This window comes from Gloeocapsa sp. DLM2.Bin57, from assembly GCA_007693955.1.
Lineage (GTDB): Bacteria > Cyanobacteriota > Cyanobacteriia > Cyanobacteriales > Gloeocapsaceae > Gloeocapsa.
Map to the genome: position 1 here is coordinate 1 of RECR01000038.1, position 19,093 is coordinate 19,093.

The 19,093-nt window shown below is 37.8% G+C and carries 23 protein-coding genes, 1 tRNA gene and 1 pseudogene; 15 read left to right on the forward strand and 10 right to left on the reverse strand.

Going from position 1 to position 19,093, the window contains the following annotated elements:
• On the forward strand, window positions 1-503 hold a 503-nt coding region (locus tag EA365_02170; GenBank protein TVQ48085.1), incomplete at its 5' end, for a hypothetical protein.
• Between the two features lie 170 nt (window positions 504-673).
• On the opposite strand, the pseudogene EA365_02175 reads toward EA365_02170, so the two are convergent.
• Window positions 674-882, reverse strand: a pseudogene (locus EA365_02175) (DNA polymerase subunit beta).
• 136 nt (window positions 883-1,018) lie between these two features.
• On the opposite strand from EA365_02175, the gene EA365_02180 reads away from it, so the two are divergent.
• The gene (locus EA365_02180) at window positions 1,019-1,450 is read left to right on the forward strand and encodes a hypothetical protein (protein TVQ48086.1); all 432 of its coding nucleotides are present in this window, start codon (window positions 1,019-1,021) and stop codon (window positions 1,448-1,450) included.
• Window position 1,451: 1 nt separating this feature from the next.
• Here the strand turns inward: EA365_02180 and EA365_02185 are convergent, their stop codons facing one another.
• Window positions 1,452-1,979: a YdcF family protein gene (locus EA365_02185; protein TVQ48125.1), complete on the reverse strand. Its 528-nt coding sequence runs from the start codon at window positions 1,977-1,979 to the stop codon at window positions 1,452-1,454.
• Here EA365_02185 and EA365_02190 point away from each other — a divergent pair.
• The 6 genes from EA365_02190 (at window position 1,978) to EA365_02215 (ending at window position 8,365) form a co-directional block, all read left to right on the forward strand.
• Complete coding sequence (locus tag EA365_02190) at window positions 1,978-2,943, forward strand: NAD-dependent epimerase/dehydratase family protein (GenBank protein TVQ48087.1); 966 nt, start codon at window positions 1,978-1,980, stop codon at window positions 2,941-2,943. The two genes, EA365_02185 and EA365_02190, sit on opposite strands and share 2 nt — an antisense overlap.
• Window positions 2,940-3,908, forward strand: coding sequence for a glycosyltransferase family 4 protein (locus tag EA365_02195; GenBank protein TVQ48088.1), 969 nt, complete (start codon window positions 2,940-2,942; stop codon window positions 3,906-3,908). Before EA365_02190 ends, EA365_02195 begins: the two co-directional genes overlap by 4 nt.
• 72 nt (window positions 3,909-3,980) lie before the next feature.
• Window positions 3,981-4,946, forward strand: coding sequence for a protochlorophyllide reductase (locus EA365_02200; protein TVQ48089.1), 966 nt, complete (start codon window positions 3,981-3,983; stop codon window positions 4,944-4,946).
• 147 nt (window positions 4,947-5,093) lie between these two features.
• Window positions 5,094-7,565 carry a glycogen/starch/alpha-glucan phosphorylase gene (locus tag EA365_02205; GenBank protein ID TVQ48126.1) on the forward strand — a complete coding sequence of 824 codons (2,472 nt, stop codon included), beginning with the start codon at window positions 5,094-5,096 and terminating at the stop codon, window positions 7,563-7,565.
• A gap of 45 nt (window positions 7,566-7,610) precedes the next feature.
• Window positions 7,611-8,282 (forward strand): HAD family phosphatase, encoded by a 672-nt coding sequence (locus EA365_02210; GenBank protein ID TVQ48090.1) that lies wholly within the window; start codon window positions 7,611-7,613, stop codon window positions 8,280-8,282.
• A gap of 7 nt (window positions 8,283-8,289) precedes the next feature.
• A tRNA-Ala gene (locus EA365_02215) sits at window positions 8,290-8,365 on the forward strand.
• A gap of 60 nt (window positions 8,366-8,425) precedes the next feature.
• Here EA365_02215 and psbN read toward each other — a convergent pair.
• Window positions 8,426-8,557, reverse strand: coding sequence for a photosystem II reaction center protein PsbN (psbN, locus tag EA365_02220; protein TVQ48091.1), 132 nt, complete (start codon window positions 8,555-8,557; stop codon window positions 8,426-8,428).
• Window positions 8,558-8,632: 75 nt separating this feature from the next.
• On the opposite strand from psbN, the gene psbH reads away from it, so the two are divergent.
• Window positions 8,633-8,836, forward strand: a complete 204-nt coding sequence (gene psbH, locus EA365_02225; protein ID TVQ48092.1) for a photosystem II reaction center protein PsbH — start codon at window positions 8,633-8,635, stop codon at window positions 8,834-8,836.
• A 79-nt stretch (window positions 8,837-8,915) separates the two neighbouring features.
• Window positions 8,916-9,146 (forward strand): TatA/E family twin arginine-targeting protein translocase, encoded by a 231-nt coding sequence (locus EA365_02230; GenBank protein ID TVQ48093.1) that lies wholly within the window; start codon window positions 8,916-8,918, stop codon window positions 9,144-9,146.
• Here the strand turns inward: EA365_02230 and EA365_02235 are convergent.
• Window positions 9,143-9,853 carry a DNA-binding response regulator gene (locus tag EA365_02235; protein TVQ48094.1) on the reverse strand — a complete coding sequence of 237 codons (711 nt, stop codon included), beginning with the start codon at window positions 9,851-9,853 and terminating at the stop codon, window positions 9,143-9,145. The genes EA365_02230 and EA365_02235 overlap by 4 nt on opposite strands.
• A gap of 157 nt (window positions 9,854-10,010) precedes the next feature.
• Here EA365_02235 and EA365_02240 point away from each other — a divergent pair, with 157 nt between their 5' ends.
• A complete protein-coding gene (locus EA365_02240; protein ID TVQ48095.1) occupies window positions 10,011-10,637 on the forward strand; it encodes a molecular chaperone DnaJ in 627 nt (208 codons plus the stop codon).
• Window positions 10,638-10,640: 3 nt separating this feature from the next.
• Here the strand turns inward: EA365_02240 and EA365_02245 are convergent, their stop codons facing one another.
• A complete protein-coding gene (locus tag EA365_02245) occupies window positions 10,641-11,336 on the reverse strand; it encodes an HAD family hydrolase (GenBank protein ID TVQ48096.1) in 696 nt (231 codons plus the stop codon).
• A gap of 76 nt (window positions 11,337-11,412) precedes the next feature.
• The gene (locus EA365_02250; GenBank protein ID TVQ48097.1) at window positions 11,413-11,847 is read right to left on the reverse strand and encodes a peroxiredoxin; all 435 of its coding nucleotides are present in this window, start codon (window positions 11,845-11,847) and stop codon (window positions 11,413-11,415) included.
• A gap of 102 nt (window positions 11,848-11,949) precedes the next feature.
• Between EA365_02250 and EA365_02255 the strand changes: the two genes are divergently transcribed.
• Complete coding sequence (locus EA365_02255) at window positions 11,950-12,198, forward strand: hypothetical protein (protein TVQ48098.1); 249 nt, start codon at window positions 11,950-11,952, stop codon at window positions 12,196-12,198.
• Between the two features lie 9 nt (window positions 12,199-12,207).
• A complete protein-coding gene (locus EA365_02260) occupies window positions 12,208-13,350 on the forward strand; it encodes a DegT/DnrJ/EryC1/StrS family aminotransferase (GenBank protein TVQ48099.1) in 1,143 nt (380 codons plus the stop codon).
• On the opposite strand, the gene EA365_02265 is transcribed toward EA365_02260, so the two are convergent.
• From EA365_02265 to EA365_02280, 4 genes are all read right to left on the reverse strand, one after another.
• A complete protein-coding gene (locus EA365_02265) occupies window positions 13,336-14,739 on the reverse strand; it encodes a guanylate cyclase (GenBank protein ID TVQ48100.1) in 1,404 nt (467 codons plus the stop codon). The genes EA365_02260 and EA365_02265 overlap by 15 nt on opposite strands.
• Window positions 14,740-14,825: 86 nt before the next feature.
• Window positions 14,826-16,016: a signal recognition particle-docking protein FtsY gene (ftsY, locus tag EA365_02270; GenBank protein TVQ48101.1), complete on the reverse strand. Its 1,191-nt coding sequence runs from the start codon at window positions 16,014-16,016 to the stop codon at window positions 14,826-14,828.
• A gap of 6 nt (window positions 16,017-16,022) precedes the next feature.
• Window positions 16,023-16,664, reverse strand: a complete 642-nt coding sequence (gene nusB, locus EA365_02275; protein ID TVQ48102.1) for a transcription antitermination protein NusB — start codon at window positions 16,662-16,664, stop codon at window positions 16,023-16,025.
• 26 nt (window positions 16,665-16,690) lie between these two features.
• Window positions 16,691-17,392, reverse strand: a complete 702-nt coding sequence (locus tag EA365_02280; GenBank protein TVQ48103.1) for a DUF502 domain-containing protein — start codon at window positions 17,390-17,392, stop codon at window positions 16,691-16,693.
• A 54-nt stretch (window positions 17,393-17,446) separates the two neighbouring features.
• Here EA365_02280 and EA365_02285 point away from each other — a divergent pair, with 54 nt between their 5' ends.
• Window positions 17,447-18,826, forward strand: coding sequence for a TldD/PmbA family protein (locus EA365_02285; GenBank protein ID TVQ48104.1), 1,380 nt, complete (start codon window positions 17,447-17,449; stop codon window positions 18,824-18,826).
• 57 nt (window positions 18,827-18,883) lie between these two features.
• Entirely contained in the window at window positions 18,884-19,069 is a 186-nt protein-coding gene (locus tag EA365_02290; GenBank protein TVQ48105.1) for a DUF4926 domain-containing protein, read from the forward strand.
• The last annotated feature ends 24 nt before the right edge of the window (window positions 19,070-19,093 follow it).

Sequence of the window (19,093 nt, forward strand, 5' to 3'; positions counted from 1 at the left end):
CTAAACAAACTAAAGAGTTACAACAACAAAATAAAACTCATCAAGAAGCTAATCAACAACTGCAAGCTAAACTAGACTCTCAAACTCAAGTAGTTAATCAACTAGAATCAGAAAGAAATCATCTGCAAACAACTATTACTGAGTTACAACAACAAAACCAAACTCATCAAGAAGCTAATCAACAACTGCAAGCTAAACTAGACTCTCAAACTAAACAAACTAAAGAGTTACAACAACAAAATAAAACTCATCAAGAAACTAATCAGCAACTGCAAACTCAATTAGACTCTCAAAATCAACGAATAAAACAGTTAGAAGGAGTAGAAGAATTCCAACAACGTTTGGTAACAGATACATATCAATATAAACAGCACATAGCTAGTTTACAACAACAATTAGACCAACAACGGGAATTGATTAATAAATTACAGCAAAATATCTCAGAATCTAGAACTCTAGCGACGATTGGAGAATTATACTTAAATAAATGGCAAAGAAAATAACTATCTAACTAAATCGCGCGAGCTGAATCAATGAAAGCAGAAATTAAAAATTTAACTCATTATCATTGGTTAAATTTTCTGTAATTTTTTAGGGGGTGTGGCAATCGGATTTAGTATGATAGCATTGGTAATGTCGATAAGAGATTCTTGATCACGAGAACATATATAGTCTATGCTGATTCCAAAATGTTTTTACATCTTAGCCAGTTTTCACAACGTTTGATCGCTGATTTCACATTAAACCTCGTTTGGCAGTTCGAGAAAAAGTAATTAGAATATCAATATCGCTATCAAGGCGAAAATCTTCCCGCAAAACAGATCCAAATAGAGCAAATTCTGTTATTTGCCACTTTTGACAAAATTCTTGAATTTGCTCCATTGGTATATCTATTTTTGTGATCATCAAGTATTTTGTGTTGGGGAAATATATTATATATCTTTGACATTGTGTCTTTTGCTTTATTATAGTATTTACTGCCATAATTGCTAACTTAAATGGTTAATCTAAGTTAGTCATGAAAAAATACTTTTTGATTCCTTTTATTCTTGGTGTTGCTTTAACTACGGTTGGTGTGAGAGCACATATGCAAGAAGGACATTCTGAGCATCATGAGCATAAAACCGTAATTATCTCTGAGGATCAACCTGTACCTACAATAAATATAGTAGTCCATCGAGACGCTGTTAGAGGCTGGAATTTAGAGTTAGTGGTAACTAATTTTGCATTTGCACCAGAAATGATTAATCAAGAAAATGAGTTAAATAAAGGACACGCTCACTTGTATATTAATGGAGAAAAAATAACCAGAATTTACGGAAATTGGTATTATTTACCAGAATTACCCGTAGGAGAAAATGAGATTAGGGTTACTTTAAATACTAATCAACACGAAGATTTAATCTATCAAGAGCAAATAATTGAAGACGTGGTACTCATAACTAATTAAGCTACTTAAATTGTGCACCAGTTTTACCCGTAAATAACCAAAATAGAGAACGCAAAAAATCCCGCAAGATAACTAACCAAGATTCTTGACGGGATTGAGTAGAGGGTAAAGAGATAGGTTGAAAAGCAATACCACGACTCCCAAAGACAATAACAGCGATCGCCACAGAACGAGATAAATGATAATCTGAAGTTAGTAGATAAACGTAACGAATATTGCGATTTAACAGGATATTGAGTGTACAAGTAAAATTAGTAACGGTATCAGTAGGACAAGAATCATAGTAAACTTGGTCTTGATTAAAGCCAATCTTATCTAAAAATCGTTGAATACCCCGACATTGTCTTTCTCCACAGGAAATCCAGATATCTAATTCAGGGTGTATTTGAGTAAAAGTTATAGCTTCAGCAAAACGTTGTAAATCTCCACCTAAAATAACGATTGCTTGGGGATTTTGGACTTGATATACCGTTAAAGCTAGTCGAAGTGGAATAATACTAACTAGTAAAACTAAGCATAATAAAAGTATGAACCATCTTTTAATCACTGGAGCAACAGGTTTTATTGGGAGTCATTTATTACCTATTCTAAAGGAACAAGATTATCAAATTACCGCTACAAGTAGGCAAGAAATATCTCTAAATCAAGTCAAGATGGTACAAATTGAGGATATAGATGGTTTAACCGATTGGAGTCAACCTCTCCAAGGAGTTGATGTAGTGATTCATTTAGCCGCGCGAGCACATATACTTAAAGATACAGCAGAAGATGTAGAAGCAGAATTTTTCAGAGTTAATACCCAAGGAACGATTAATTTAGTCAAACAAGCGATAGAAGTAGGTGTAAAACATTTTATCTTAGTTAGTTCCATTGGTGCTATGGGTACATTATCTCAAGAGAAATTGAATGAGCGATCGCCCTGTTATCCCGATACACCCTATGGAAGAAGTAAAAAAGCAGCCGAAGAGGGGTTAATAGAGTTAGCTAAACAAAGTACCATGGCTTGGACTATTTTACGTCCTACTTTAGTTTATGGTCAAGGTAACCCAGGTAACATGGAACGTCTGATTAAATTAGTCAAATCAGGTTTACCCTTACCTTTAGGGGGGATTAATAATCGTCGCAGTTTTTTATATGTAGGTAACTTAGTCGAAGCGATCGCCGTAATTATTAACAATCCTCAAGCTTTTGGGGAAATTTTTTTACTCAGTGATGGACAAGACGTCTCCACACCAGAATTAATTAGTTATATAGCTAAATACTTAGAACAACCTTGTCAATTATTACCCCTTCCCTCTACTCTATTAAGTAGTTTAGGTTGGTTAGGAACAAGTCTAGAATCTTGGACAGGTAAAACCTTACCAATCAATCAAACAGTAATAGAGCGTTTAATTGGATCTTTAGCGGTAGATAATCAATATATACAATCTACTTTAGGGTGGACATTTCCCTATACTTTGGAACAAGGTTTAGAAAAAACGCTAAAAAGATGATACCTTTGCTTAGTTTAGTAATCGCTAGTGGTTTACTCGCAGTAGTCATAGTGGGGATAATTAGAAATTATCTAGTCTTAGATATTCCCAACGAAAGAAGTAGTCATAGTCAACCAACTCCTAGAGGAGGAGGGTTAGGGTTTGTGATTGCTTTTGCTATTACTAGCGGGATATATTCCTGGTTAGGTTTGGGTAATTATTGGGGTTGGTGGCTAGTTTTACTACCTTTAATAATTGTCGCTATTATCGATGATTATCGAGATTTACCAGCAATCGTGCGTTATTTAGTACAATTAGTCACAGCCTTAGGGGCGATCGCCCTTTTCGGTTACGTTAACCTTCCTGGAGTAAGTAACCAAGGGTTAGTTGCTAGTTTAGGGGGAATACTGTTAACGATTATCGCCATTACCGCGATGATTAACTTTGTTAACTTTATGGATGGTTTAGATGGATTAGTGGCTAGTTGTGCTGCAATAGAATTAGGTTGGTTAGCTATTTATCTTCACCAACCAGGATTATGGTTACTAGTAGCTGCTTTATTAGGGTTTCTTTATTGGAATTGGTCACTTGCTCAAATTTTTATGGGAGATACGGGGAGTACATTTTTAGGGGCGATCGTCGCTTTAGTGATTCTCTCTAGTGGAGAACAACCCTATTACCTCTGGACAGCTTTTGGGATGAGTTTACCCTTAATTAGTGATGCTATTTATACCCTAGCTCGTCGTTTGAGTAGAAAAGAAAATATCTTTCAAGCCCATCGTACCCATATTTACCAAAGGTTGCAACAACAAGGTTGGTCACATAGTCAAGTAGCGATTAGCTATAGTTTACTTACCTTATTAATGGGTGGTCTGATTTTTGTCTGGGGGGTAACGGGAGTAATCATCGGTTTAGCCATAATTATTTTAAGCATTATTACAGCTGAATACTATATTCAAAGCAATGGTAAAATAGCGATAGAGTAGAAAATAAAGAGAGGAAGTTTTAAACGACTATCTCTCTTTTCAAATTTTAAGTAACCAGCATTTAACAACACAATGGAACAATCTCAACAGTCAACCGTAATTATTACTGGTGCTTCCTCTGGAGTCGGTTTATACACAGCTAAAGCTTTAGCTGCAACTGGTAAATGGCACGTCATTATGGCTTGTCGTAACTTTCTCAAAACCGAATTAGCGGCTAAAGAAGTAGGTATCCCCAAAGACAGCTATACAATTCTTCATTTAGATTTAGCCTGTTTTGATAGCGTCAAACAATTTGTCGATAATTTTCGCGCCTTGGGAAGAAGCTTAGATGCTTTAGTTTGTAACGCGGCTATCTATATGCCCTTGTTAAAGCAACCTTTGCGCAACCCCGATGGTTATGAGTTAACTGTTGCTACTAATCATTTAGGTCATTTTCTCTTGTGTAATCTACTCTTAGAAGACTTACAAAAATCCACTAATGGACAACCAAGATTAGTTATTCTCGGCACAGTAACCCATAATCCCGATGAATTGGGGGGTAAAATTCCACCACGTCCTGATTTAGGGGAATTACAAGGATTAGCTGAAGGTTTCCTCGAACCACACACCATGATCGACGGTAAGAAATTTGAACCCGTTAAAGCTTACAAGGATAGCAAAGTGTGTAACATTTTAACCATGTTGGAATTACACAAGCGTTATTACGAACAAACAGGGATAGTCTTTAGTTCACTCTATCCAGGTTGTGTAGCTACTACCGCTTTATTCCGGGATCATTATCCCTTGTTCCAATTTTTATTCCCTAAATTCCAAAAATATATCACAGGAGGCTTTGTCTCAGAAGAATTAGCAGGACAAAGGGTAGCTGATGTGGTGAGTGATCCCAAATATAACGAATCGGGAGTTTATTGGAGTTGGGGAAACAGACAGAAAAAAGGTAGAGAGTCCTTTATGCAGAAAGTATCCCCTGAAGCTAGCGATGCAGCTAAAGCTGAACGTCTCTGGGATCTAAGTGCTAAATTAGTAGGACTAGCTTAAATAAAGCGAGATTTTGTCAGAGTCGATACTCGTTGATCTAAATAACCTACACTATACTGAGTGTAGGTATTTTAAGGAGTAATTAAATACGTGAATCAAGACAACGATTGTAAACCAGAGATTAAAACAGAAGACGATCGCACAGGAATGAGTCTAGAAACCCTGACTCGTGCTTTTGCAGATAACCTGTTTTATATTCAATGTACAGATAAAAGCTCAGCTTCAGCCTATGACTATTATATGGCTTTAGCTTATACCGTCAGAGATAGACTACTGCACCGCTTTATTAAAAGTGTCCGCAGTTATCAACAGGAAAACGTCAAAGTCGTCGCCTATCTCTCGGCAGAATTTCTCATGGGAAGACACCTAGGTAATAATCTAGTTAATCTAGGTATATACGATCAGATGAAGGATGTCATCTCTAACTCCCAACTCAGTTTTGAGTTAGAAGATCTACTCGAACAAGAACCAGATCCAGGTCTAGGTAACGGTGGTTTAGGTCGTTTGGCTGCTTGTTTCCTCGATTCTTTAGCTAGTCTAGAATATCCCGCTATTGGTTATGGGATTCGTTATGAATTTGGCATCTTTCACCAAAATATCATTAATGGTTATCAAGTAGAAATACCCGATAACTGGTTAAAATCTGGTAACCCCTGGGAAATCGCTAGACCTGATCAAAGCGTCAAAATTAAACTAGGTGGACATACCGAAACCTATCACGATGAAAAAGGACAAGAAAGGGTAACCTGGATTCCCGATCGCACTGTAATAGCTATCCCCCACGATACCCCTGTACCAGGATATAAAACTAATACCGTTAATCCTTTACGTCTGTGGAAAGCAGAAGCGTCAGAAGCGTTTAACTTTGAAGCTTTTAGCTCGGGAAATTATGACCAAGCGGTAGCTGAAAAAATGAACGCCGAAACTATCTCTAAGGTACTTTATCCTAACGATAATACCCCCGCAGGCAGAGAATTACGTCTCGCTCAACAGTACTTCTTTGTTTCTGCTTCTCTCCAAGATATGATTCGCTTTCATCTGCGCAAAAATCCTAGCTTGGATAATTTCTTTGAAAAATTCGCTGTCCAACTCAACGATACTCACCCTGCGGTGGCGATCGCTGAAATGATGCGACTCTTAGTAGATGAACATCACTATGACTGGGATAAGGCTTGGTCTATTACCCAAAAAACCTTTGCCTATACTAATCATACCCTAATGCCTGAAGCTCTAGAACGTTGGTCTGTAAGTTTATTTAGCAAAATCTTACCTCGACATCTAGAAATTATCTACAAAATTAACCACTTCTTCCTCATGGATGTCAGAACCTGGTTTCCTGATGAAGAAGAGTTAATCCCCCGACTCTCTATCATCGAAGAAGGTGGGGAACAAAAAGTACGTATGGCTCATTTAGCTTGTGTGGGTAGTCATTCTATCAATGGCGTAGCAGCCCTACATACTGAACTACTTAAGAAGGATACTCTCAAAGACTTCGCTAAAATCTGGTCAGAGAAGTTCTACAATAAAACCAATGGGGTAACTCCTCGTCGTTGGATCTTATTATCTAATCCTTTGTTAGCTGAATTATTCACCGAGAAAGTAGGTGAGGGTTGGCTGAAAAATCTCGATAAGGTTCGCGATATCGAAAAATACGTAGATGATGCCGATTTTTGTGCTCGCTGGCGCCAAATTAAGTTAGAAAACAAACGTCGTTTAGCAGCTTATATCCTCAAACATACCGACATCGAAGTTAATCTGAACTCTATGTTTGATGTTCAAGTTAAACGTATTCACGAATATAAGCGCCAACATTTAGCAGTACTGCACATCATTACTCTGTATAATCGCATCAAACAAAACCCCGATATACACATAGTACCACGTACTTTTATCTTTGGTGGTAAAGCAGCCCCAGGTTACTTTATGGCGAAGTTAATTATTAAACTGATTAACTCTGTGGGTGATGTAGTTAATAAAGATCCCGATGTCAGAGGACGTTTAAAGGTGGTTTTCTTACCTAATTTTAACGTCTCTATGGCTGAGCGTATCTACCCTGCTGCGGAATTATCAGAGCAAATTTCTACCGCGGGTAAAGAAGCTTCCGGTACTGGTAATATGAAATTCGCCATGAATGGATCTCTAACCATTGGGACTCTTGATGGTGCTAATATCGAAATACGTGAGGAAGTACACCCAGAAAACTTCTTCTTATTTGGTTTGACAGCTGAACAAGTATATGAGCTGAAATATCAAGGGTATAAACCGATTAAATACTACCACAGTAACTCGGAACTCAAACAAGTAATCGATCGCCTCGCTAGTGGGGATTTCTCTCAAGGCGATCGCCATTTATTTGAACCCATCATTAATTCTCTACTCTATGAGGATCAATGGATGCTTTTAGCTGACTATCAATCTTATCTCGATTGTCAGGAAGAAGTTGGCAAAACCTATGAAGATACGGAAAAATGGACTCGTATGTCTATTCTCAATAGTGCTCGTACGGGTAAATTTTCCTCTGACCGTACTATCAACGAATACTGTAAAGAGATTTGGAAGGTTGAACCAATGAATATCACTATCCCTGAATATAGCCAAGAAAGTAGTGGTTTAGTTTAATTATTTTTTCCCTCGCTATGCGGGGGATATTTTGTTTTTAAGTTCATGAGTTTAGAAGCAGTTTTACTTGATTTTAATAGTCTAATTATTAACGATGAAACTATTAGACAAAAAGCCCTAGAAGAGATTATAATAGGGGAAAATCTCCTCTATGATTCCTCCGATTATCGTCGCTTTTGTTTAGGGAGAAGTCCTCGGGATGGTTTAAATCAATTACTTAGTAATCGTGGTAGAATCCTCTCAGAGACTAATTTAACTAAACTAATTGAACGTCAAAGTAAAATTTATTTAAACTATGTAAATGAGATTGAGGATTTAGAGATTTATCCGAATTTTCAAGATTTTCTCGAGTTATTACAAAGCCATAATCTACGTATAGCAATTGTTACGGGTGCTTTAGTCGCTGAAGTTAATCTAGTGTTAGAAAAAACTGGTCTTACTCCTTATATTAATCTGATTATTTCTGGAGAACTTGTCCAAAAATCTAAACCAGATGCAGAAAGTCATCTTTTAGCTTGTCAGAAGTTGGGTTTAACTCCTAATCAATGTTTAGCTATAGAAACTACTTTTTTAGGTATTAACGCGGCTAAAAATGCTCAAATTCCCGTGGTGGGTTTAGCTAATCTTTATCCTGTACATATTCTCCAACGACGGGCTAATTGGGTTGTGGATTATCTCTCGGAATTAGAATTAGAGCGCATTATGTTAAAATATTAGTTGGCCAGGGGAATTAGCTCAGTTGGTAGAGCGCTGCGATCGCACCGCAGAGGTCAGGGATTCGAATTCCCTATTCTCCATCAAGTAGCAGATGCGGTACATCATCAAAATGTTTAATTGTGTACCGCATAACAGTATCAGTACTAATCTTCGTGATCTTCAAAAGGATCACTTAAATCAGCCGAAGGTGGTCCAAAAGCGGTATAGATAGAATAACCAGTGATAGCGATGACCACAGCAGCCATAGTAATGCTAAGAACTATTGCAGGTTCCATAATTTTAATTTATTCTTGTTTATTATTATTCTATAATATTACGTAAAATTAAGAAAATTTAAGTATTGGTGGAATATGGCACAACGTACCGCTTTAGGTGATCTACTCAGACCTCTCAACGCTGAATATGGTAAAGTTGTCCCCGGTTGGGGAACAACACCTCTGATGGGAGTCTTTATGTTATTATTTTTCGTCTTCCTACTTATCATCCTTCAGTTGTACAATTCCTCTCTCTTACTTGAGAATATTGACGTAGATTGGACAAGTATCAGTAAATAAGACTTAGACTGTCTAGTCTGACTATACGGGTTATTAACTTAACCCGTTGTTAATTAACATTAAACTAAAAACGAGGAATATGAATATTTTTGGCATTGGTTTACCGGAAATGGCGTTAATCTTAGTGATTGCTCTTTTAGTCTTTGGACCGAAAAAACTGCCCGAAATAGGACAGAGTTTAGGTAAAGCTATTCGTGGTTTTCAAGAAGCATCTAAAGAATTTGAAACCGAATTTAAAAAGGAAGCTAAACAACTAGAAGATTCGGTAAAAATGCAAGCTAAATTAGAAGAAGATAAACCAGAAACCTAATTATTTAACTCTTCTGAATTAGCAATAAAACTATAACCAATACCCCGTACAGTTTTAATTAAACAAGGACCATTAGCCTCATTTTCGATTTTGCGGCGAATTTGTCCTACGTGGACATCTACCACCCTTTGTACTCCAAAATAGTGATAATCCCAAACCTGCTCAATTAACTCAGTCCGACTCCAAACGCGATCGGGGTAACTAGCTAAAAAATATAATAATTTAAACTCTAAATGAGTTAACTCAATCACCTTATTTTTTACTTTAACTTCTCTACGAGTAGCATCAATTGTCACATTACCAAATTGGAGAAAATCTGATTTAACAGGTTTTTTCGCGCTACGGCTTCGCTTGAGAATAGCTTTAATCCTAAACTCTAACTCATTTAAATCAAAAGGTTTAGTTAAATAATCATCAGCACCTTTGGTAAAACCTTTATGTTTATCAGCTAACTCATTTCTACTAGTCAGCATTAAAATATAAACATTAGTACGCTTCTGCATTTCCTCGCAGAGATTATAGCCTAAAGAATCGGGAAGATTAACGTCGAGTATAACTAAATCAGGCTTAAAAACATCAAAAATTTCCAAAGCAGTTTTACCATTATGAGCCTCTTTGATCTCATAACTTCTTAACTTTAAAAAACGTGTTATTAAATTACAAATAGCCCAATCATCATCAACGACTAGGATTTTAGCACCTACCATGTTTATGATTAACCCGATTTTTTAGCTCAATTGTATCTTAAATCATTTTGTCATATACTGATAAACCATTATAATTAACGATTAAGGGTATTTAGATCAACCGTTACTAATGTTAAACTAGCATTACTACTAGAATTGCTGATAAAGGAGGTTATTAGTGAGCGAGCAAAGTCCCTATGAACAACTAGGAGTAGGCGAAAACGCTTCCTTTGAAGAAATTCAAGATGCTAAAAAACGTCTTACCCTAGAATATCAGAACGAACCGAAAATCGTGCAAACTATCGAAGCCGCCTATGATAGCATTATCATGGATCGCTTACGTATGCGTCAAGAAGGTAAAATTAAAGTTCCCGATCAGATTCGCTTTCCGGAGAAATCCTTAGAAAATCTGACTAGTATAGACTCTGAACCTATTCCCACACCTCCTAATTGGCTAAAACGTTTATTAGATAACCCATCAGTTTCAGAGATAATCTGGCCTGGAGTAATATTTTTACTTTTATCAGTAATCACAGTTTTAGTTAAAACAGACGTCAATTCTCCTATATCCTTATTACTAGCTTTTGGGTTTGGGGCTAATATTTACTTTCTTAACCGTAAAGAAAGACTCTTCGGTAGAGCTTTTTTAATTTCTCTTTTAGGTTTATGTCTCGGTTTAGGTATAGGTTACGGGTTAGCCAATCTTCTGATTACCCCAAATACAGGTATTATTTTTAATCAAGAACAATTTGCTTGTTTATTTACTTTTTGTCTGTTTTGGTTAATCAGTAGTTTTATCCGTTAATCATTAGGTCATTGCCGGAACAACGGCAGTGATCACCTCCACCGCTTCAGTTAAATTAGCCACGATGTAATCAGGTTCATATTTTAACAGTTGTTCGCGATCGCGGATACCTGAAAGAACGCCAATTACTTTGAGATTATGGGTTTTAGCTGCGATGATATCGGCTTCAGTATCTCCAACCATCCAAGTATCTTTTACCTCGGGTAATTCTTGTAAAGCCTTCCCCATGAGTAAAGGTTTATCTTGAACGTCAGTACTTTTAACGTAATCATTAGCTAAACAATAACGTCGATTTTCAGGGAAAAACCCTTCTAAGTTATAACGCCGAAAAGGTTCAAGGAGTTCACTAGTTCGACGCATAGTCATAACCACTAAATCAATACCGAGATTTTGAATACGAGTTAAAACCTCCCTAGCGTCTGGTTGAATTCGATCATAACCTAAATAAGGTAAACTATGGACAGTTTTACGACGTAAACGAGCAAAATCTTGAGCTTGAGTGGGTTTTAAACCCGATAAAATGCCAATTTCCTTTTCAGGAATGCGCCCTCGTTTAAATCGCCAAAAATCAGCTTTACTTAATTCTGTAACCTCTTGATCAGTGTCTTTTACCGTTGCTAAACAAAATTGGTAAACACGATAATAACGCTCAGATACATCCATGATTGGACCATCAAAATCAGTAATTAGTCTTAACATCTTTATATAAATAAGTAAATAAATGACAGTTAGATTTAAATCTCCCTCTCCTAAAATAGGAAAGAGAGATAGAGAATTAACCTAGGGTAGAGAGAATATCTTGAGCGTGAGTAGCGGTTTTAACATTGTCATCCACAACACTGATTTTGCCTTCAGCGTCGATGATATAGGTAACACGTTTAGAATAGCCACCCCCATCAACATCATAAGCTTTAGTAATCGCACCGTCGGAATCTACCAACAATTGAAAAGGTAAGCCATATTTTTCCTTGAACAGCTTGTGAGAAGCTTGATCATCCATACTTACTCCCAAGACTACCATGTCTTTACCTTGGTATTGGTCATAATTATCTCTAAAGCTTTGAGCTTCTTTAGTACAACCGGGGGTATCGTCTTTGGGATAAAAGTATAAAACGACGATTTTTCCTTTAAAATCCCCCAAAGAAACTGCATTACCTTGATCATCAACGGTGCTAAAATCAGGGGCTATTGTACCTGCGGCTAAAACCATCGCTTTTGTTCTCCTTTATAGTTATAGTTAGTTAACACTTTACATTAGTTTACAATATTTTTTGGTAAGATATGATTATTCTGATTATTAGATACAGTTATTATGAAAATAGAAAAACCTAATCAACAACCACTAACTAAAGAAGATTTACAAAATCTAGATAAACTCAAAGCATTAATCGAGAAATGCGTATCTGATGGTTATCTCTCTCAAGATGAGATGAAAATGATTAAAGATTTTATCAGAGCAGATGGGAAAGTAACTACTGAAGAACTAGAATTATGCCAAAAGCTAATCTGGGATAAAATACAATCAGGAGAATTACAATACGACTGGACACCCAAGCATTAATTATTCTCCATGGACGAAAAACGTAATATTGCTTTATTCGCTCCAGCAACTGATGTACAAGAATGGGAAGCACTGCGAGAACCTCTACTCAATGGTCATCTGATTTCAGGAGCAAGGGTAGAAGCTTTTGAGAGAGAATTTGCGCGAAAACATCGAGTCAGATACGCGATCGCCACTAATAATGGTACTAGTTCTTTACATCTAATTCTGGTAGCTTTAGGTATCCAAGAAGGAGATGAGGTCATTATCTCCGCTTTTAGTTGGGTATCAGCTATCAACGTTGTCCTCTATTGTGGTGCTACTCCCGTTTTAGTAGATATCAACCCTGATACTTTTAACCTAGATATTCAAGAAGTAGCCAATCAAATCGGTAAACGCACTAAAGCTATTATCGTTAGTCATTCCTTTGGTTTGTGTGCTAATTTACAAGCTATTGCCGCTTTAGCACCAGAAATCCCCATCATCGAAGACGCTACCTGTGCGATAGGTAGTCAATATGGTTATAATTATGCAGGTTCAATTGGGGTAGCGGGAGCATTTTCTTTTCATTCACGTCAAATCATCACAACAGGTGATGGTGGTATGGTTACCACTAATGATGAGCAAATCGCTGAGAAAATCATGGCTCTACGTAATCACGGTGCTAGTTTGTCAGCAGCTCAACAAAAATTAGGACCAAAACCTTATTTAGCCCCTAGTTTTAATCTCCTCGGTTTTGATTATCTCTTAAGTGATTTACAAGGAGCGATTGGCTTAATTCAACTACAAAAGTTAGATGATTTGTTAAGTTTTCGCCAATATTGGGCAGAATATTATTATCAACAACTTAAAGATCTTCCCTGGTTGAAACTACCCCGAGCACCAGAGGGTTATACTCATAGTTGGCAAAAATACGTTTGTTGTATCAACGAGGAAATCTCCCCTTTATCTCGCAATCAAATCATGGAATTTTTACAAGTACAAGGGATTAGTACTCGTCCTGCTAATTTAGCTATTCATACTCTAACTTATAATCAAATTAGATTTGGTTTTGAAGAGGCAGATTACCCTACCGCTAGAGACTGCGCCTTAAAATCCTTAACTATTCCTCTACATAATCGTATGAGTAGCGCTGACTTTGAGTACGTGGTTAAAAAGTTACAACAAATTTGATTGGACACGCATAATTACTAAGGTCATATCATCAATTATTTTATTACCTGAACCGATAAAATTATCGACTTCTTGGAATAAATAGTCTAGGATTTCTTGGGGGTTTTCTAGATTTTGACAAGCCCAAGCAAAAGCATGATGAAGATTATCCTCATCAAAACGTTCGCCATAATTATTAACCGCATCGGTAAAACCATCAGTATAATACATAATCGTATCACCTGGGGCTAGTTGTAGTTGGGAGTATTCATATTCAGAATCTGGTACTAATCCGATTAACATTCCTTTGGTATCTAAGGTTTTAATTAAACCCGTGGCGGCTTGCCATAATAAGGGTGGGTTATGGGCAGCGTTAGTATAGGAGATGATTTGAGTTTTAGGGTTATATTCTGAATAAAATAGTGTAACGAAGCGTCGAGAGTTCTCTAAATCGTCGTACATTACTCTATTGAGATGTTGCATAATCTGAGCTGGAGAGTGCCGGTTAAGTACTTCTGCTCGTAGCATACCTCTGGTCATAGTCATAATTAAGCCCGCGGGAACACCTTTACCCATCACATCACCAATAACGATACTCCAAGGTACAGAATTATCTTGACTATTGAGTTGATCGTAGTTAACGGGAATAAAGTCATAATAATCACCCCCAACCCGACTAGCAGTTTTACATTTAGCCGCTAATTGGGCCCCTTTGATTTTGGGACATTGTCTCGGTAAGAGACGCAATTGAATTTCTGAGGCGATTTCTAATTCTCGATCCTGTCTTTCTTTAGCCCGTAGTTGTACCGTTAACTCGTGATTGGCGATCGCTACTGCGGTTTGGTCTGATACCAGTTGTAATAACTTGCGTCTAGTTGAGTTCCACTGATACTCTGAGTGACTACTAAAGATATAGAGACGTCCTCGTTCAGCATTTTTGACTAAAATCGGTGTGCCAAACACTTGAATATCTGTTCCTAGTGCTTTACGAATATGTTCATCTACGGCAGCAGGACAAGGTAAGAGTATTTTAGCCATACCTTGGGGGTTACTCGGTGTCAGAGTTAAAGTCTTGCTGACTTTGGCTAATTTTTGACTAATTTGTTCTCCTTTTTTACTATTATGACAATGGAGTTGTTCTAAACGTATTTGACCTTGAGCATTAAATAAAATCAATGCTCCTCCTTCAGCGTCTGTCACTCTAGCTGCCATTAGGGGAGTAAGTTCTAAAAACTGATTGAGGTTATTAAAACTACGCAAAGCAAAACCCAAAGAACTTAACAGATTTTGGATTTTGTTTTGTTCTCTATACAATCTTGCTACGAGCTCTTTTAATGCTATTACAGGAGTTCCTTCAGAAACAAAATTATCTTCTTCTGAAGGTTCACTAGGGATAGGCGATACCGTCATTAGCTTTGGGTTTAATTGCATTGAATAGGTTTTGAACCTTGATCTTATTAAATTTACCAGTATAATCTAGATGAGAAAATAATTTCTTAATCATTGAGTAAAGCTTCTACGAATTCATAACTAGAAAAGGGGCGTAAATCGTTGATCCCTTCTCCTGCTCCGATAAAACGAATGGGTAAATTGAGTTGTTGGGATACGGCGATCGCTACTCCTCCTTTAGCGGTACTATCAAGTTTAGTCAGAATTACCCCTGTTAATTGAGCTGATTCTGAGAAGACTTGGGCTTGACGTAGTCCATTTTGCCCTAGGGTTGAGTCTAAGACTAGCAGTGATTCTACACTAGCTTGGGGTGCTTTCTTAGTTATTATTCCCCTAATTTTGCTTAATTCTTGCATCAGATTTTGTTTATTTTGCAATCTTCCTGCGGTATCTACTAGTAATAGTTGGATATCTCTAGCTTGTGCAGCGCTAATCCCATCAAACACTACTGCTGCCGGGTCAGTGTTATTACCAGGGTTAGCAATTACACTAGTTCCACTACGTTCTCCCCAGATTTTGACTTGTTCTACAGCAGCAGCACGAAAAGTATCAGCAGCGGCGATCAAGCAGCTATAGCCTGATTTTTGGGCTAGATGAGCTAATTTACCAATAGTAGTGGTTTTTCCTGCGCCATTGACTCCTGTTAATAACCAGATATTGAGTCCTTCTTTTTTGGGAATCAACAGGGGGTTTTCGGTGTTAGCTAGGGGTTTGTCTAGTATATCCCTCATGATAGTTTTTAATTCATTGATTGCTTGTTCAGGGGGGAGGGATTCTGATTTAATTTTGGCTTGCAGATTATTAATAATTAAGTCTGTAGCTTCTATACCTACGTCTGCTTGTAGGAGTATATCTTCAAGTTGTGAGACTGCTTGTTCGTTAAGAGGACCTTGTCCTGTGATCGCCTTGAGTTGGTTAACTAAACCACGACGAGTTTTACTCAATCCTTGATTGAGACGTTTTAACCAATTTATCTCTTCTGAAGATATTTCTGTAGGTTTTCTTCCCTGTCTAGCGAGGATTTCTGCTGACCAGATAAATTCTTGGTCAAACTCTGGTGGGGTTTCATCCTCGACTATTTCTTCGTTTTGGATATTCTCATAAGCGGACTCTACCCAGGTTTGAGCATCTTCCGTGGTTGGACTTTCTGGGGTTTCCGTGGGTGGAGTTGCTTGAGTTACTTCTTCAGGTGAATTGCTTTGTTGTGCGCCAAATTGACGCTTAAACCAATTAAACATAAGCTTTTATAATAATTCTTTAGAGGCTATTTTATTATGATAGTTAGTTACTTTCCGTAGCACTCCATTAATAAAGCGATAACCTTCACTATCTGAGTAACGTTTAGCTATTTCTACCGCTTCATTAATAGCTACTTTATCGGGTATATCTAGGTAGAGCATTTCTGCTACTGCTATTTTAAGTATATCCTGGTCAATTTTAGCTATTCTACTAAATTGCCAATTGGAGAGGACATTTTCTACGGTTGTTTCTATTTCCTGGTTTCTGCGTTTAACGGTAGTAATTAATTCTAGAGCATATTCGCGCACTTCTGCTTGATTAGCTAACTGCATAAACTCTGGTAATTCTACTGCATAACCAAGACGATTGATGGAATTTTGGGTTAATTCTAAGGCGTCTTGGAGTATAGCTCGCGCACTATTAATATCTGTAGCACGAGTTTCACTACTGAGCAGACGTTCATTAGCCCTTTGAACTTCAGCTGCTGCTGTTTCAAGGACTTCGTGTATTTCGTTACTGAGGGTACGAATCGCACTCAAAACGAGGGTGCTCAATTCCATGTCGCGAACTTTGTCTTTATCTTGAATTTGACTCAAACTCAATAGAGCAATTTCACGAGCGACTCGACGTGGTTGTATTTTAGGCATATTAGATAATGTTATTAGAGATTAGTTTAACTCTCTTTTTCCCTAATTGTTTCTAGAGCAATGGGAGGACGAATTGGTGTGAGAGTCTTGTTTGTAGAAGGGGGAGAGTCAGGACTGACTATCCCTCCTGAAATCAGAATTTTAAAAGCGTCTTCAATAGATATGTTAACGGTCATGACTTCTGATTCTGGTATAATAGCATACCACCCCGAGGTGGGATTTGGTGTAGTGGGAATAAAAACACTCAAGAGGGGTTGATTGAGATGGGATTGGATTTTAGGAGTTACTATCCCTGTAACGAAACCTAGAGACCAAATACCTTTACGAGGATATTCCAGCATAACTACCCGTCGAAATTTGGTTTTAGAGTCTTGTAAGAGGGTTTCGAGGATTTGTTTAAGGGTTTTATAAATAGATCCTGCTAAGGGGATCGCTTGTAAGACTTGTTCTCCTGTCCCTAGTAACCATCTACCTACTATATTACGAGCCATTAACCCGATGATTAAAATAAATAATAGAGGTACGATTAAACCAACAAAAAAATTCAGAAGGTTATTTAAAAAGGGATTAAGGGTAAAGGGATTGAGTTGTTTAGGGATACGCGTTAAAAAGTTGATCACCCAGGTGGCGATCGTATAGGTTAACCAAATCGTAGTAGCTAGAGGGATAACTACTAAGAGTCCTGCAATCAGGTCATTTTTGAGGTCTTGCTTGAAACGTTGCAGCACAGAGGCTAAAATCTCCTAGAATTATTTACTAAAACTTAACATTTCTTTTATTGTATGGTAGAAATTAAAGATCTTCTGGATCAATTAATTAGACGTTATGGTCAAAGGGTAGATTTTTTAGCGATTCGTGTCGAAGAATCTAATGGAACTAATCTAGTCCTAAGAAATAATCAGATCGAAACCCTCAGCGAGGCGATCGCTCTAGGAGGACAAGTGAGAGTCTGTCATCGCGGTGGTTGGGGTTTTGCTAGCTTTAACGACCTTTCTAGTTTAGCGACTCAAATCGAACAAGCGATCGCTTCGGCTAAATTAGTAGGAGATGAAGAAACTATCCTCGCTGAAGTTGAACCTGTGGTGGTTAATTGTTCTTTACCCCTAGTAGGAGTTGCTCCTAGTTTAATCCCTTTGGTCCAGAAAAAGGAACTGTGCCATCGCTACAACGACATTTTACGCAGTTATCACCATAGTATCACCACTACTTCTGTTGCTTATAGCGATATCAACCAAAAAGTGATAATCGCTACCTCCGAAGGTGCAATGATTGAACAATCCTGGTCAGATTTAGAGATGCGCTTTACTGCTACAGCCAGAAAAAGCGATCAACTACAAACTGGTCGAGAAACCACGGGTTCACGTCTTGGCTATCAAGACTTAGAAAGCCTTGATGATCAAGTCCGTAGCGCTGCTGATCGCGCCGTAGTAGCCCTTGATTTACCCTCAGTACGGGGAGATACCTATAACGTGGTTATTGACCCTATTTTAACGGGATTATTCGTTCATGAAGCCTTTGGACATCTTTCTGAAGCGGATATGCTTTATGAAAATCCCGACTTACTCGAAGTCATGACTCTAGGTAAAAAATTTGGACCACCTGAACTACAAATCCTTGATGGGGCTTCACCAGTTGGACATCGAGGCAGTTATTATTATGATGACGAAGGTACACCCGCTACTACTACTCAATTAATCCAAGATGGAGTCTTAGTAGGACGTCTGCACTCTCGGGAAACCGCAGGAAAATTAGGAGAAAAACCCACAGGTAACGCGCGCTGTCTGAATTATCATTATCCCCCTATTGTGCGTATGACCAATACCTGGATTGAACGAGGTAAAACACCTGTTGCTGATTTATTTAGTGACATTAAAACTGGTATATACGCTCGTAACTGGTTAGGGGGAATGACTAACGGAGAAATGTTTACTTTTACCGCGGGAGAAGCTTGGATGATTCGTCAGGGTAAAATCGCTGAACCGGTTAAAGATGTCACTCTCTCAGGTAATGTTTTTAAAACTCTAGCCCAAATTGAAGCCATTGGGGATGATTTTTATTGGGATGAGTCGGGAGGTTGTGGTAAAGGTGGACAAAGTGGACTAGCTGTAGGTTGTGGTGGTCCTAGTCTGCGTATTCGTGATGTAGTTGTTGGTGGAGAGTAGCGATCTCTTTTCTGATAGAGGAGAGAGCAAAAAAATGACAGACAATTAACTGAAGATATCCCTAAGTTTAATCTCAAAAAAGGTAGCGTTGGGGTAATTGTTGAACATTATTCCATGTCTCAAGGAGAAGATGGATACAGTGTCGAAGGTTTAATTGAGCAAGATACCGTAGAAGTTACTGAGCCTCAAATTAAATTACTTAAGGTTGAACAAACATCAGAAAAAGCCACATTTTTTAATTAATGACAGCCCAAATTAGAGGTTTTC

Bases quoted from the DNA above. Each gene is read 5' to 3' on its own strand.
- EA365_02255 (TVQ48098.1), top strand. From the start codon at position 11,950: ATGAAAATAGAAAAACCTAATCAACAACCACTAACTAAAGAAGATTTA.
- EA365_02210 (TVQ48090.1), top strand. From the start codon at position 7,611: ATGAGTTTAGAAGCAGTTTTACTTGATTTTAATAGTCTAATTATTAAC.
- EA365_02190 (TVQ48087.1), top strand. From the start codon at position 1,978: ATGAACCATCTTTTAATCACTGGAGCAACAGGTTTTATTGGGAGTCAT.
- EA365_02230 (TVQ48093.1), top strand. From the start codon at position 8,916: ATGAATATTTTTGGCATTGGTTTACCGGAAATGGCGTTAATCTTAGTG.
- psbH (TVQ48092.1), top strand. From the start codon at position 8,633: ATGGCACAACGTACCGCTTTAGGTGATCTACTCAGACCTCTCAACGCT.
- EA365_02235 (TVQ48094.1), bottom strand. From the start codon at position 9,853: ATGGTAGGTGCTAAAATCCTAGTCGTTGATGATGATTGGGCTATTTGT.
- EA365_02205 (TVQ48126.1), top strand. From the start codon at position 5,094: ATGAGTCTAGAAACCCTGACTCGTGCTTTTGCAGATAACCTGTTTTAT.
- psbN (TVQ48091.1), bottom strand. From the start codon at position 8,557: ATGGAACCTGCAATAGTTCTTAGCATTACTATGGCTGCTGTGGTCATC.
- EA365_02195 (TVQ48088.1), top strand. From the start codon at position 2,940: ATGATACCTTTGCTTAGTTTAGTAATCGCTAGTGGTTTACTCGCAGTA.
- EA365_02180 (TVQ48086.1), top strand. From the start codon at position 1,019: ATGAAAAAATACTTTTTGATTCCTTTTATTCTTGGTGTTGCTTTAACT.
- EA365_02285 (TVQ48104.1), top strand. From the start codon at position 17,447: ATGGTAGAAATTAAAGATCTTCTGGATCAATTAATTAGACGTTATGGT.
- EA365_02200 (TVQ48089.1), top strand. From the start codon at position 3,981: ATGGAACAATCTCAACAGTCAACCGTAATTATTACTGGTGCTTCCTCT.
- EA365_02245 (TVQ48096.1), bottom strand. From the start codon at position 11,336: ATGTTAAGACTAATTACTGATTTTGATGGTCCAATCATGGATGTATCT.
- ftsY (TVQ48101.1), bottom strand. From the start codon at position 16,016: ATGTTTAATTGGTTTAAGCGTCAATTTGGCGCACAACAAAGCAATTCA.
- EA365_02250 (TVQ48097.1), bottom strand. From the start codon at position 11,847: ATGGTTTTAGCCGCAGGTACAATAGCCCCTGATTTTAGCACCGTTGAT.
- EA365_02260 (TVQ48099.1), top strand. From the start codon at position 12,208: ATGGACGAAAAACGTAATATTGCTTTATTCGCTCCAGCAACTGATGTA.
- nusB (TVQ48102.1), bottom strand. From the start codon at position 16,664: ATGCCTAAAATACAACCACGTCGAGTCGCTCGTGAAATTGCTCTATTG.
- EA365_02265 (TVQ48100.1), bottom strand. From the start codon at position 14,739: ATGACGGTATCGCCTATCCCTAGTGAACCTTCAGAAGAAGATAATTTT.